The sequence below is a fragment of the Butyrivibrio sp. AE2032 genome, from assembly GCF_000702965.1.
The window spans coordinates 1,138,667-1,153,271 of the sequence record NZ_JNLF01000005.1; the positions used below are offsets into that span (position 1 = coordinate 1,138,667).

A 14,605-nucleotide genomic window follows, 5' to 3' on the forward strand; every position below is an offset into this window, starting at 1 on the left:
AATGCACTAAATAAAAAAGCTGTCCCGCTTGCGAAGTTCTTCGACCGGAGACAGCTTGTTGTTTTACTGGATTATACGTTTTATCGCCTTGATGCTCATCATGTCGACATTGCCGTAACATACACGTCCTCTCGTACTCGACGCGTGGATTACCTGACCGTCGCCGACGTATATCGCAACGTGGCCGCAGTAGCTTCCGTAGTCGTAGCAGACAACGTCGCCCGGCTGGATGTCGCTCCTCGGCACGCTGACGCCCGAGTGGAGCCAGATCTGTGTGGCACCATGCGGCAGTGATACGCCGACCTGTGCGTAGCAGTACATTACGAGACCGGAGCAGTCGATGCCGCTCGAAGAAGATCCTGCAAATACATAAGGTACACCGAGCATGGACTCAGCGATGCTTACGATACTCTCGCCGTTGCAGCCCGTGATCTTGGGGAGCTTTCTGGTATCGCCGTAGCTTCCGCCACCACCGCCGCCTGATGATCTCGGACGGGGTGTGGGTGTGGGAGTCGGCGTCGGCGGGGGATTCGTGGTCGTATATGACTTATATACGTAGCCGGACTTGCCGCCTGTCGTCTTTACCTTGTACCATTTATCACCTACGATCGCGCTGCAGTAGAGCTTTGCGTCCTGGTTAACTACCGTTACCTCTTCTGAAGAAGTAGAAGGCTGTGATCTTACGATAAGGCTGTCCGTATCGACCCATACCGTTCTGTCGACTTCGATAGAGAGCATCGTATCCTGAATGGAATTGGTGAGGACAAATCCTTCCTCGCCCTTCTCAGTCTTGATCCTAGACCATGTGTCGCCGACACCGGTACGTGTAACTTCCTGACCCAGGTGGAGCTTTACGAGAGTAACAGAATCCATGTCGGGAGTCTCTTTGAGGATAGACTGGTTTGCTCTCACATAATATGTTGTGTCATCAGGAGCAAAGAACTGGGGATCCAAAAGCTCGATCGGGAGATTTGAATCGTCGTACTGCTGATAGATGACATATTTCGGAATGTCTGAATAACTTGAAGTGCCGCACACTTCCGTATATTCGGTAGGCTCTGTGCCTTCACCTTCATAAACGGGTTCGCCCACATCGGCGCTGATGAGCTCGTCCGCACTGCTGACCAAAGCCCATTCCTCAATGACTACCTCGCCCGTTTCGACATTTCCGGTGCCGAAAATGGCTTCATAAGCATGGGAAACCGCCATTGCGGGAGTCATGCCTTCGCGGAGACCTATGGGCAGGCAGATTATCGGAAGAGCTGCAAAAAAGCCCGTCGCGATGGCGAGTATGTGCTGCTTTCTGTTATGTTTCAAAACTGCTTTCTTCATTAATCTCCAAGCCTTCTCATAGATTGTTTCAATTATACAACCCCATGAAACGGTTATCTGTGGCAATTCTTGGGCGCAAAAGCTGCCGTTTGTCTGCAATCATCCCGAAAAGGCTGACCTGACGCACAGCATACAAAAACGCCGGAAGAGAATAAACTCCTCCGGCGTCATTATAAACTCTATATACCCGCTGTTGCTTTACAATTACGGGACAAAAAAGTTACTTCTTTTCCTTGATCCCGTCAGCTTCGAGCTGTGAATCCAGGCGGTCCTGCTCATCGAGGAGCTCGTTCCTTGCCTGAACCTGGTCGAGGTAATCGTTGGCGAAGAGTGTTGTATCGCCTTCTCCCTCACCATATTCATGGCCTGTGATGAGCTTGGCATTAGCCTTGATGACGGGGACAGCTGTGATGTCGCTGTGTGCCTTGATACCGGTACCTGCAGGGATGAGCGCACCGATGATGACGTTCTCCTTGATACCGATGAGCGGATCGACCTTGCCCTTGATGACTGCGTCTGTGAGAACCTTTGCAGTCTCCTGGAAGGATGCGGCGGACATGAAGGAGTCAGATGCGCTTGCAGCCTTTGCGATACCGAGGAGGATCGTCTTGCCGTTAGCGGGTCTGAGCTTCTCGTCCTCGTTCTCGATCTGCTTGTTCTGCTCTTCGATATCCCTGTTCCTGGAAATGAAGTTATACCAGTCAACAGTCGTACCTGTCATGAAGCCTGTATCACCCGGATCGTCGATCTGGACTCTTCTCATCATCTGCTTTGTGATGATCTCGATGTGCTTATCGTTGATGTTTACACCACCACCGGTGTAGTAAACCTTTGTGATCTCGGAGATGATGTACTTCTGAACGGCACGGATATCCTTAACTCTGAGGATCTCCTTAGGATCGATCTTACCGTCGATGATCTGGTCGCCTGCTTCGATGACCTGACCGTCTGTAACGGTGATGGTTGCGTGTGAAGGAACCTTGTACTCCATCTTCTCGATGGGGTTGCCCTTTGCATCCAGGATGGGATCGATGCCCTCGTCGTAAACAGGAGTTACAACGATCGTCTTCTGCTTTGTCTTCTCGTTCTCAACTATCTTGACAGAACCCGGAACGGAAGAGATGATGCCGTGACCCTTAGGATCTCTTGCTTCGAAGATCTCGGTAACACGGGGGAGACCCTGTGTGATATCTTCACCGGAAGCAGCGATACCGCCGGAGTGGAACGTTCTCATCGTAAGCTGTGTACCAGGCTCACCGATGGACTGTGCGGCGATGATACCGACAGCTTCACCGACTGCAACAGGACGGCCTGTAGCAAGGTTGATACCGTAGCACTTGGAGCAGACGCCTCTTCTGGAGCGGCAGTCGAATACTGATCTGATCTTGAGCTTGCCCAGATCTTCGATCTGCTGTCTCGAAAGGATCTTGCCTGCAGCCTCAGCCTCGGCAACCTTTGCAGCGATCTTTCTGTCGCGCTCGGCGATCTTCTCGGGTGTCTCAGCGCCCTTGATCTTGACGGATTCCTTGACAGCCTTTCTGGCTTCATCGGCTTCCTTCTTAGCCTGGTCAACAGACTTGCAGATCTCCTCTGCCTTGAGTGCGTCGATCAGCTCGTTCTTCTTAACGATGATCTCGCCTGTCTGGTAATTTACGATATCTTCAGCTGCATAACGGCCATAGAGACGGTCGTTAAGGGACTTGATGACGTTAACGTGCTTGTTGGAAACCTCTGTGATCTCCTTGACCCATGTGAAGTCATCAGTACCGCAGTCTTCCTCTGTAACGACGACTGCCTGGGCAACGTCGACGAGACGTCTTGTAAGATAACCAGATTCGGCTGTCTTGAGAGCCGTATCGGAGAGGGCCTTACGTGCACCGTGTGAGGAGATGAAGAACTCGAGCACGTTCATACCTTCACGGAGGTTGGACTTGATCGGGATCTCGATCGTGTTACCTGTCGTATCCTGCATCAAGCCACGCATACCTGCGAGCTGCTTGATCTGGTTGTTGGAACCACGGGCGCCGGAGTCAGCCATCATCCTGATCGGGTTGTAGATGTCCAGGTTGTCCATCAAAGCCTTGGTGATGTTGTTTGTCGTCTCAGACCAGATCTTCGTGACCTCGTTGTGACGCTCTGTCTCTGTGAAGAATCCTTCTTCTGCAGCTTCGTTGATCTCTTCGACTCTCTCGTCACCTTCAGCGATCATCTTATCCTTGATGTCAGGGATGATCATGTCTTCGATACCGATGGAGATACCGGAGATGGTGGAGAACTTATAGCCCATTGCCTTAACGTCATCGAGGAATATCGTTGTCCTCTCGAGGCCGTGGATGGCGATGCACTTTGCGATGATCTTCTCGAGCTTCTTCTTGCCGAGAGCGAATTCGAACTTGAATTCCTTGTCAGGATCCTTTGCCTTGGACTCTGCAGCCTTCTCCTTCTGCTCGCTGAGCTTCTTGAAGTCGATCTCGAGCTTAAGGTGATTCTCAGGCTTTGTTCTGTCGACAAATCCGAGATCCTGGGGAACGATCTGGTTGAAGATGAATCTTCCGAGTGTGGACTCTACGAGACCCGTCTCCATCTTTCCGTTTACTTCCTTGCTAATGCGGACCTTGATCATGCTATGGAGCGTGATCTGGTGCTCGTCATATGCCATCTGAGCCTCGTCGATGGAGGAGAAGACCATGCCCTCACCCTTATCGTGCTCTACTTCCATTGTGAGGTAGTAGCAGCCGAGGATCATATCCTGTGTAGGAACCGTAACCGGCTTACCGTCCTGAGGCTTCAGGAGGTTGTTCGTTGAGAGCATGAGGAATCTTGCCTCTGCCTGTGCCTCAGCGGAGAGCGGTACGTGTACAGCCATCTGGTCACCGTCGAAGTCTGCGTTAAAGCCTGTGCAGACGAGCGGATGGAGCTTGATGGCACGGCCTTCAACGAGTACAGGCTCGAATGCCTGGATGGAAAGTCTGTGGAGCGTAGGAGCACGGTTGAGAAGTACCGGATGATCCTTGATGATCTCTTCGAGGATGTCCCATACCTCAGGTACTCTTGCGTCTACCTGTCTTCTTGCAGTCTTGATGTTGAGCTTGTCGTTGAGTTCGACGAGCTTCTTGATTACGAAGGGCTTGAAGAGCTCCAATGCCATCTCCTTAGGGAGACCGCACTGATGCATCTTGAGCTCAGGTCCGACGATGATAACGGAACGTCCGGAGTAGTCTACACGCTTACCGAGGAGGTTCTGTCTGAAACGGCCCTGCTTACCCTTGAGCATGTCAGAGAGTGACTTGAGCTGTCTGTTGCTCGTAGCGGACGTGGAACCCTTTACAGGTGTGCCGTGACGGCCGTTGTCGATCAGAGCGTCAACAGCTTCCTGGAGCATTCTCTTCTCGTTTCTTACGATGATCTCAGGAGCGCCAAGGTCCAAAAGCTTCTTGAGACGGTTGTTTCTTCCGATAACTCTTCTGTAGAGATCGTTAAGATCTGAAGTAGCGTAACGGCCGCCGTCCAACGGTACCATAGGACGGAGTTCCGGAGGGAGAACGGGGATTACGTCAAGGATCATCCACTCGGGCTTGTTGCCTGAAGCCTTGAAAGCTTCTGCGATCTCAAGTCTCTTGTTGATCTTGAGTCTCTTCTGAGTGCTTACCGATCCTGTCTTATCCTGCTTGAGCTGCTCGATGATCTCATCGATGTTGAGCTCTGCAAGAAGGATCTTGATAGCCTCGGCACCCATCTTTGCAACGAAAGAATCCTTACCGCAGTTCTCTCTTACTCTCTTATATTCATCTTCAGAGATGATGTCATACTTGTTGAGGCCGGTCTCAACGCTGTTGCCCGGATCGATTACGATGTACTTGGAGTAGTAAAGAACGCTCTCGAGCTGCTTAACTGTAAGGTCGAGCAGTGTACCGATCTTTGAAGGCTGGGTCTTGAAGTACCAGATGTGTGATACGGGTGTGGCGAGCTGGATGTGGCCGAGTCTCTCACGGCGAACCGTGTTCTTTGTTACCTCGACGCCGCACTTGTCGCAGATATAACCCTTAAATCTGATCTTCTTGTATTTGCCGCAGCGGCACTCCCAGGACTTTGTGGGTCCGAAGATCTTCTCGCAGAAGAGTCCGTCGACCTCAGGTCTCTGTGTACGGTAATTGATGGTCTCAGGCTTCTTTACTTCGCCGTGTGACCAGCTCTTGATGACCTCGGGAGAAGCAAGCTGAATACTGATTTTAGTAAGATGATTTGCATTATTCATATCTTTCTTCTATCTCCTTTAAATGTCGTCATCTTCAAAGGAATCGTCCATCATGTCGGAATCCTCTTCCTTGATATGGCCCTCAGCATCTGCCTCTACGAAACCTTCGCTGAAGATATCGGAAGGAGACTCTGCATCCTCGCCGTCGAGCAGAGCTCTTGTCGACTCATCCATTTCGCTGTAATTGTCGTAAGATTCTCTCTCCTCAACGATATATTCCTTATCGTCTGTATATGTACGTACATCCAATGCCAAAGCCTTTAACTCGTTGACAAGGACGTTGAAGGACTCAGGGATACCCGGTTCAGGAATGTTCTTGCCGCGGATGATGGCATCGTATGTCTTTGAACGGCCTTCGATATCGTCGGACTTGACCGTGAGGATCTCCTGGAGGGTATGAGCAGCACCGTAAGCTTCGAGTGCCCAAACTTCCATCTCACCGAATCTCTGTCCGCCGAACTGGGCTTTACCGCCCAAAGGCTGCTGTGTAACGAGTGAGTAAGGTCCTGTGGATCTTGCGTGCATCTTGTCGTCGACAAGGTGGTGCAGCTTCATGTAGTACATGATACCTACCGTTACTCTGTTCTCGAAAGGTTCACCCGTACGTCCGTCGTAAAGTACGGTCTTACCGTCCTTATCGATACCTGCGAGTTCGAAAGCATCAGCGATGTCGTTCTCGTTCGCACCGTCGAATACAGGTGTTGCGATCTTCCAGTTGAGTGCCTTGGCAGCACGTCCGAGGTGTACCTCGAGGAGCTGACCGATGTTCATACGGGAAGGAACGCCCAAGGGGTTCAGGCAGATGTCGAGTGTAGTACCGTCGGGTAAGAAAGGCATATCCTCTTCAGGGAGTACTCTTGAAACGACACCCTTGTTTCCGTGACGTCCTGCCATCTTATCGCCGATGGAGAGCTTTCTCTTCTGGGCGACATATACGCGGACTCTCTTGTCTACACCGTTCTTGAGGTTGCCGTTTGTCTCCTTTGTGGAAACAACAACGTCAACGACTACGCCGGAACCGCCGTGAGGAACACGCTTTGAAGTATCCTTAACTTCTCTTGCCCTCTCGTTGAAGATAGCCTTGTAGAGTCTCTCTTCTGCTGTCTGGTCTGTCTCGCCCTTAGGTGAAACCTTACCTACGAGGATGTCTCCGTCCTTGACCTCGGCACCGATCATTACGATACCGTTCTCGTCGAGGTTGGAAAGAGCGTCGTCACTTACGTTCGGAACTTCTCTTGTGATCTGCTCGGCACCGAGCTTTGTCTCACGTGCCTCGCACTCGTGCTCTTCGATATGGATGGACGTATAAACGTCATCTCTTACGATTCTTTCATTTACGAGAACAGCGTCCTCGTAGTTGTAACCTTCCCATGTGGTGAATCCGATGAGAACGTTACGTCCGAGAGCAAGCTCGCCGTTGTCGGTTGCAGGACCGTCTGCAATCGTATCGCCGGCCTTTACCTTCTCGCCCATCGCAACGATCGGGCGCTGGTTGATGCATGTGCTCTGGTTGGATCTCTGATACTTGGCGAGCATGTAGGTGTCTACGGTGCCGTCAGCACAGGTTACTTCGATCTTGTCTGAAGCTACAAAGGATACAACACCGTCGTGTGAAGCGACGATACATACGCCGGAATCCTTTGCGGCACGGTATTCCATACCTGTTCCGATGATCGGTGCCTCAGGCTTGATGAGCGGTACGGCCTGACGCTGCATGTTCGAACCCATGAGGGCACGGTTAGCGTCGTCGTTTCCGAGGAACGGAATGAGTGATGTTGATACGGATACGAGCTGCTTAGGAGATACGTCCATGTAGTCGACCTGATCGGGATCGAGCTGCAGGAACTGGTCCAGATAACGGCAGACGATCTTCTTGCCGATGAAACGGCCCTCGTCGTCGATAGGCTCGTTGGCCTGGGCGATGTTAAACTCGTCCTCTTCGTCAGCGGACATGTAGACAACTTCGTCAGTAACCCTGTGAGCTTCCTTGTCGTACTTTCTGTAAGGAGTCTCGATGAATCCGTACTTGTTGATGCGTGCATAGATAGCAAGGGAGGTCATGAGACCGATGTTCTGACCTTCCGGTGTCTCGATCGTACACATACGCCCGTAGTGTGTAGGGTTGATATCGCGGACTTCCATCGATGCTCTCTCACGTGAGATACCGCCCGGACCCAAAGCCGAAAGTCTTCTCTTGTTCGTAAGCTCGGCCAGCGGGTTGTTCTGATCGGCGAAAGCTGAAAGCTGTGACGATCCGAAGAACTCTCTGAAAGCGGCGCTCAAAGGTCTCGTGTTGACAAGGCTGGATGCCGTAACGACTTCGCCTTCCTTGCTGGAGATCTGTGAGATCCTGTCTCTTGTATTCTTCTCGACTCTCTGGATACCTGTACGGAGCTGGTTCTGGAGGAGCTCGCCTACAGACTTGACTCTACGGTTGCCCAGGTGGTCGATGTTGTCGATCCTGCCGACGCCTCTGTGCAGTCCGATGTAGTAGGAAACGAACGCATAGATATCGTCAACAGTGAGATTTCTCGGCATAAGGTCTTCCTTGCGCTCAGCCATGGCTGCCTCAAGTCTTGCGGCAACGTCATTCTTGCTCTCGGCCTTGACCTGCTCGATGATCTCTCTGAGGACACCGGCTCTGACCTTCTCGTTGATGCCTGTCCTTGTGATATCGAACTTCTTGAATTCTGTCTTTGTGATGCTGTTTGCGATGAAGACCTCAGCGTCTACCCTGCCGTTGCCGATAACCTTGAGCGGCTTTTCTTCAAACTCATCCTCATCAGCTGCGCGAACGAGCTTTCTGGGGAAGATCTGAACGGCCATAACGCCTGAATCTTCGATCTTCTTGGCGATCTCTTCGGTAATGACGGTGTTCTTCTTGCAGATGAGCTCGCCGTCATCCGTTACTACGTTGTCAGCAGTCTTGCTTCCGATGATTCTTGCGGAAAGCTCGAACTTCTTGTTGACCTTGTAGATACCGACTCTCTCAAGATCATATCTGAGGGAATCGAAATATGTCTTGTTGAGGATGCTTCTTGCGTTCTCAACAGAGAAGGGCTCGTTGTTGCGGACCTTCTTGAAGAACTCTGCGAATGCTGCAGTCTGGGGATCTGCGGCAAATTCAGTCTCGTCCTTCTCAAGTGTCATCCTGAGGCACTCCTCATCACCGAACATGGCAATGATGTCCTCGTTCTTTACGAGGCCAAGGCATCTCAGGAATACTGAGAGGGAAATCTTATGGGACTTATCTACTACGATGTAGATAAGGTTATATTCATCGGGATCTGTGTTTGCATCGGGAGAACCTGCAGCCTTAAGAGCTCTCTCTTTAGCGTTGAGCTTGCTTTCCTTCTCATCCTCTTCGATAAGGATCCAGGATCCTCTGTAAGGAATGAGCTCAGCGGAAAGAAGTCTGTTACCCATCTTGGATCTCATCTCGCTGTAATAAGCGCCGGGAGATCTTACGATCTGGTTGATGACGACACGCTCCGCGCCGTTGACAATAAATGTACCCTGATCTGTCATGATAGGGAAATTGCCGACGAAAGCTGTCTCATCAGTAACTGTTCCGTCGATCTTGTTGTGGAGTCTGAGCTGAATGCTTAAAGGAGCGGCATAGTTGCTGTCATTTTTCTTGCAGCTGTCGATAATAGCCGACTTGGTAAGCTTAACGGCAGACTTTGCTTCCTTGTTCTTCTTACCCTTGCCTTCCTTCTCCTTGCCTGTGGGATCACAGGGATTCTCAGTGTCGAAGACCTTGCTGACAAAATAGACTTCGTATTTGCCCTGCTCATCAGTAATCGGCGATACTTCGTCGAATATCTGCTGCATACCCTCGTCGATGAACCACTGATAGGACTGCTTCTGGTTCTCGATAAGGTTAGGCACCTCGATTACTTCTTTGATCTTGGAATACGACTGTCGCTCTGTCTTGCCTTGTTTTACGGAATGGACCATTGTTAACGAATCACCTCACACAAAGCTTAAAAACCATAGGTTTAAGCGGTTTCTTGGTTGAAAAGTATTTTTATTTATCATAAAAATCCTCTTCCGTCAAGAGAAAAGGGCATAGTTGCCCAAACCCATTACGACGCAGTAAAGAATTATATAGAACCAAACAATTCTTGTCAACATCTTTTTTTGTGCGCTATGGGGCAATTTGTTATTTCGATACCCAAAAACTATGGCACTATTCACCAATACGCCATTTTGCCGGCCCGGAGGCCGCGAAAAGAGCCAATATAAAGGACCTCACCACCTTTTCCTTCCCGTCCGAATTGAACATCACTTGCCTATTCGTTATAATTATATCGAAAATGTTATTATTTCGGCAGGAGGTATTGATATGGCACTTAATGAACATACGGATCCCGTAAAGATGGAACGCGGAATAATCGATGATTTTATCAAGGTAAGGAAAAAGAGACACATGTCCCAGGCCGAGATAGCCAAAAAGGCAAACATGCACCAGGCCGCCATCGGCAGGATCGAAAACGGGAGCACGAGCCCCAGGCTTGATACCATGCTCAGGATGCTCGAAGCCATGGGCTATACCCTCGCTATAGTTCCCTGCGGCAAAGGACCGGCGTCTGAAATCACTCTTGATATCAACAGTACCTTGGATACGCTGCGTGAGGATGACCTGAAAAGGATCAAATCTTATGCTGACGAACTGAAAGAAGAGGAGCGCCAAAGAAAAAGAGCGGCATTTGAAAGAACAGTGGCTTTGTCCAACCCAATGGATATAGGCTATGACGATAAAGCGACTTTAGAAGCAGAATTGAGGCGCAAATATGGTCTTACTGATTGATACTAATATAATTATCGATGTCGCTGCACACCGTGAACCATTTATGGAAAAATCTCTCAGTGTTATAGAATTGTGCGCTGATTCAAAAGTAACCGGCTATCTCTCATCGCGCTCATTCTGCGATATTTTCTACATTCTCAGGAAAGCTATGTCGCCTGCTCTAAGGAAAGAATACATAAAAGAAATAAGAAAATATCTCAACACCGCAATAATAACAGATGAGATTATTGATAAAGCTCTCGCCAACGACGATATCACCGACTTTGAAGACGCGATTCAATACGCCTGTGCCGGATCCATTGACGCAGACTATATCGTAACCCGCAACATCCAGGACTTCGGGAACGGCCCCGTAAAAGCAGTAACTCCAGAAGAACTTCTGGAGTTACTTGGCTGAGGATTTAACCTTTTGCGGCTTCTATAAACTTTTTGAATATAGGATGCGCCCTGTCCGGTCTGGACTTGAACTCGGGGTGATACTGGACGCCCAGATAGAACCTGTGGCCCGGTATCTCCATCTCCTCAACGAGCGAATCGTCCGGAGCCGTGCCCGCGAAACGTGCGCCGCTCTCTACAAAACGCGCCCTGTAGTCGTTGTTGACCTCATATCTGTGTCTGTGGCGCTCCTGTATCTCATCTTCGCTGTAGCAGGCATAGAGCAGGCTGTCCGGAGCGATCTTGCAGGGATATGCGCCAAGACGGAGCGTGCCGCCCTTGTCGATGTCGTCGCTCTGGCCGGGCATGAAGTCTATTACCTTGTTGGAGCACTGCTCGTCAAACTCTCCCGAGTTGGCATCTGCGATACCCAGGACATTTCTGGCATATTCAATGACGGCTATCTGCATTCCGAGGCAGATACCGAAATAAGGTATATTATTTTCGCGCGCGTATTTGGCAGCAAGGATCATGCCGTTGATACCGCGGTCGCCGAAACCGCCGGGCACGATTATTCCGTCCATGCCGGAAAGCATATCGCTTACGGTGTTCTCATTAATAAGCTCGGAGTCGATCCATTCGATGACCACTTTGACGTCATTGGCATAGCCGGCGCTCTTGAGAGCTTCGGCAACTGAGAGATATGCGTCGTGGAGGTGTACGTATTTGCCTACGAGACCGATCTTTACTTCCCTTTCGATGTGATGGATCTTGTCGACCATCTCTTTCCAGTGTGTAAGGTCAGGCTCTTTGGTCTCAAGACCCAGTTCCCTGCAGACGATCTCGGAGAAGTTTGCCTCCTCGAGCATGAGAGGTGCCTCATAAAGGACAGGCAGCGTGATGTTCTCGATAACGCAGTCTTCCTTAACGTTGCAGAAGTGCGCGATCTTCTTCATTATCTCGTCTTCAAGGGGCTCGTCGCACCTTAAGATGAGGACGCCCGGGTTAACTCCCATTCCCTGCAGTTCCTTTACGGAGTGCTGGGTAGGCTTCGACTTGTGCTCATCAGAACCTCTGAGGAAGGGAACGAGGGTTACATGGATAAAGAGGCTGTTCTCCCTTCCTACTTCGAGCGATATCTGTCTTACGGCTTCGATGAAGGGCTGTGACTCGATGTCGCCGACCGTTCCTCCGATCTCGGTGATGACCACGTCTGCGTTAGTTTTCTTGCCGACGCGGTAAACGAATTCCTTGATCTCGTTGGTAATATGCGGAATAACCTGAACAGTCGAGCCCAGGTATTCGCCTCTTCTTTCTCTGTTGAGGACGTTCCAATAGACTCGACCGGATGTGAGGTTTGAATATTTGTTGAGGTCTTCATCGATGAATCTCTCATAGTGACCTAAGTCGAGATCCGTCTCCGCGCCGTCTTCAGTGACGTAGACTTCACCGTGCTGGTAGGGGCTCATGGTTCCCGGATCGACATTGATATACGGGTCGAGCTTCTGAGCCGCCACTTTAAGACCTCTCGCCTTAAGGAGCCTGCCCAACGAAGCGGCCGTTATCCCTTTACCTAATCCTGAAACAACTCCTCCGGTTACAAATATATACTTAGTCATACGTCTTCATCTCTTTTCTTATTTTTTCTCTAAACATAATTCTAAGTAATCCCCAGAGCTCGAAAGCTCCGGGGGTTACTTAGTTGGGTGGAATATGAGGATCTGTTATTTTACGCTGAAGAGCAGGTCGCCGTACGAAGGAAGCGGCCAGCATTCCTTGGAGACATATGTCTCGGCCTCATCGGCTGCCTTACGGATATCGTTCATTGCAGTAATGACGTTGTCCTTGATCGATAAGCTCTCTGCGATGATGTCGGATTCGCCGTTTGCCGCGCTGATCGCCTTCTCGAGTTCGTTAGCTCCGGCATAGACCTTGTCTGCGAGGTCGGAGAGCTTGGCGATGATGTCGCCTTCATAAGCGCAGGCTACTGAAGGAGCTACTGCTTTCTTTGCCGCAACTGCTCCTGCGAGCTTGTTCTCGTAGCACTCGATGGCCGGGAGGATCATGCGTCTGCTCATCTCGAGCATCGTGTTAGCTTCGATGAGGACTGACTTGCTGTAGTTTTCGAGCATGATGTCGACTCTGGACTTGAGTTCTGCCTCTGTGAAGACCTTATGAGCCGTGAGCATCTTAACGTTCTTCTCGTCGAGGAGGTGAGGCATACAGTCAGGTGTTGTCTTGTAGTTGGACAGGCCCCTGACCTCTGTGGCTTCCTTGACCCATGCATCGTCGTATCCGTTGCCGTTGAAGAGGATCCTCTTGTGATCCTTAATGGTCTTCTTGATCATGTCGTGAAGTGCCGTCTCGAAATCTTCAGCGCCTTCAAGTCTGTCGGCATAGATCTTCAGGGATTCTGCAACAGCTGCGTTGAGCATCATGTTTGCGCAGGCGATGCTGTTGGAGGAACCGAGGCTTCTGAACTCGAACTTGTTGCCCGTGAAAGCAAAAGGTGATGTTCTGTTACGGTCTGTTGTATCACGTGCAAATCTGGGTAATACATCAACGCCGAGCTTCATGATCTTCTTCTCTGCACCTGCATAAGGTGTGTCATTCTCGATGGCGTCGAGGATGGCGGTGAGCTCATCGCCAAGGAAGATGGAGATGATTGCCGGAGGTGCCTCGTTGGCGCCCAGTCTGTGGTCGTTGCCTGCAGTAGCTACCGCGAGACGGAGGAGATCCTGATAATCGTCAACTGCCTTGATTACTGCGCAGAGGAAAAGCAGGAACTGAGCGTTCTCATAAGGAGTAGCGCCGGGGCTTAAGAGGTTGATACCTGTATCTGTCGACATTGACCAGTTGTTATGCTTACCTGATCCGTTAACGCCTGCAAACGGCTTCTCGTGGAGGAGGCAGACAAGACCGTGACGTGCGGCAACCTTCTGCATGATCTCCATCATGAGCTGGTTCTGGTCAGTGGCGATATTCGTTGAGGAATAGATCGGAGCAAGCTCGTGCTGAGCGGGAGCAACCTCGTTGTGCTCTGTCTTTGCGAGGATGCCGAGCTTCCAGAGTTCCTGGTTAAGATCGTTCATGAACTCCTGTACCTTGGGCTTAATAACGCCAAAGTAATGGTCGTCCATCTCCTGGCCCTTGGGAGCCTTGGCGCCGAAGAGTGTTCTGCCCGTGTACTTGATGTCGGGACGCTTGTCGTACATTTCCTTTGTGATGAGGAAGTACTCCTGCTCAGGTCCTACTGATGTATGAACGTACTTTGCGTCTTCGTTTCCGAAAAGCTTCAGGATACGGAGAGCCTGCTTGTTCAAAGCTTCCATTGAACGGAGCAAAGGTGTCTTCTTATCGAGAGCTTCGCCTGTGTAAGAGCAGAAAGCCGTAGGGATGCAGAGTGTCTTATCCTTGATGAAAGCATAAGACGTAGGATCCCATGCCGTATATCCTCTTGCCTCGAAAGTAGCTCTGATGCCGCCTGTCGGGAATGAGGATGCGTCAGGCTCGCCCTGGATGAGGTTCTTTCCTGAGAATGCCATTATTACGCCACCGTCAGGTGAAGGCTCGATGAATGAATCATGCTTCTCAGCGGTAACGCCTGTCAAAGGCTGGAACCAGTGGGTAAAATGTGTCGCACCCTTTGAAAGTGCCCAGTCACGCATTGCCGTTGCCACCTGCTCGGCAACCTTGGTATCAAGCTTGGCGCCCTCATCGATAGTCTTTCTGAGTGACTGATAAACATCCTCACTCAAGACCGCTCTCATCACTCTGTCGTCAAAGACGTTTTCACCGAACATTTCCGGTACAGACTTAGTTTCCATAAT

7 protein-coding genes are annotated in these 14,605 nt (G+C 50.5%); 2 read left to right on the forward strand and 5 right to left on the reverse strand.

The window, feature by feature from the left end:
* Window positions 1–63 precede the first annotated feature (63 nt).
* The 3 genes from BO18_RS22825 to rpoB all read right to left on the reverse strand — a co-directional run bounded on the left by BO18_RS22825 (window position 64) and on the right by rpoB (window position 9,547).
* On the reverse strand, window positions 64–1,332 hold the full coding sequence (locus tag BO18_RS22825; protein WP_034449901.1) for a C40 family peptidase: 1,269 nt from the start codon (window positions 1,330–1,332) through the stop codon (window positions 64–66).
* A 220-nt stretch (window positions 1,333–1,552) separates the two neighbouring features.
* Complete coding sequence (gene rpoC, locus BO18_RS22830) at window positions 1,553–5,587, reverse strand: DNA-directed RNA polymerase subunit beta' (RefSeq protein ID WP_066738426.1); 4,035 nt, start codon at window positions 5,585–5,587, stop codon at window positions 1,553–1,555.
* 18 nt (window positions 5,588–5,605) lie between these two features.
* Window positions 5,606–9,547, reverse strand: a complete 3,942-nt coding sequence (rpoB, locus tag BO18_RS22835; protein ID WP_034449902.1) for a DNA-directed RNA polymerase subunit beta — start codon at window positions 9,545–9,547, stop codon at window positions 5,606–5,608.
* A 388-nt stretch (window positions 9,548–9,935) separates the two neighbouring features.
* On the opposite strand from rpoB, the gene BO18_RS22840 reads away from it, so the two are divergent.
* Window positions 9,936–10,400, forward strand: a complete 465-nt coding sequence (locus BO18_RS22840) for a helix-turn-helix domain-containing protein (RefSeq protein WP_034449904.1) — start codon at window positions 9,936–9,938, stop codon at window positions 10,398–10,400.
* A complete protein-coding gene (locus tag BO18_RS22845) occupies window positions 10,384–10,797 on the forward strand; it encodes a type II toxin-antitoxin system VapC family toxin (protein ID WP_034449906.1) in 414 nt (137 codons plus the stop codon). The genes BO18_RS22840 and BO18_RS22845 overlap by 17 nt, the downstream gene beginning before the upstream one ends.
* A gap of 4 nt (window positions 10,798–10,801) precedes the next feature.
* On the opposite strand, the gene BO18_RS22850 is transcribed toward BO18_RS22845, so the two are convergent.
* Window positions 10,802–12,394 (reverse strand): CTP synthase, encoded by a 1,593-nt coding sequence (locus BO18_RS22850; protein WP_034449908.1) that lies wholly within the window; start codon window positions 12,392–12,394, stop codon window positions 10,802–10,804.
* Between the two features lie 105 nt (window positions 12,395–12,499).
* Entirely contained in the window at window positions 12,500–14,602 is a 2,103-nt protein-coding gene (locus BO18_RS22855) for a glutamine synthetase III family protein (protein ID WP_034449910.1), read from the reverse strand.
* Between the last annotated feature and the right edge of the window lie 3 nt (window positions 14,603–14,605).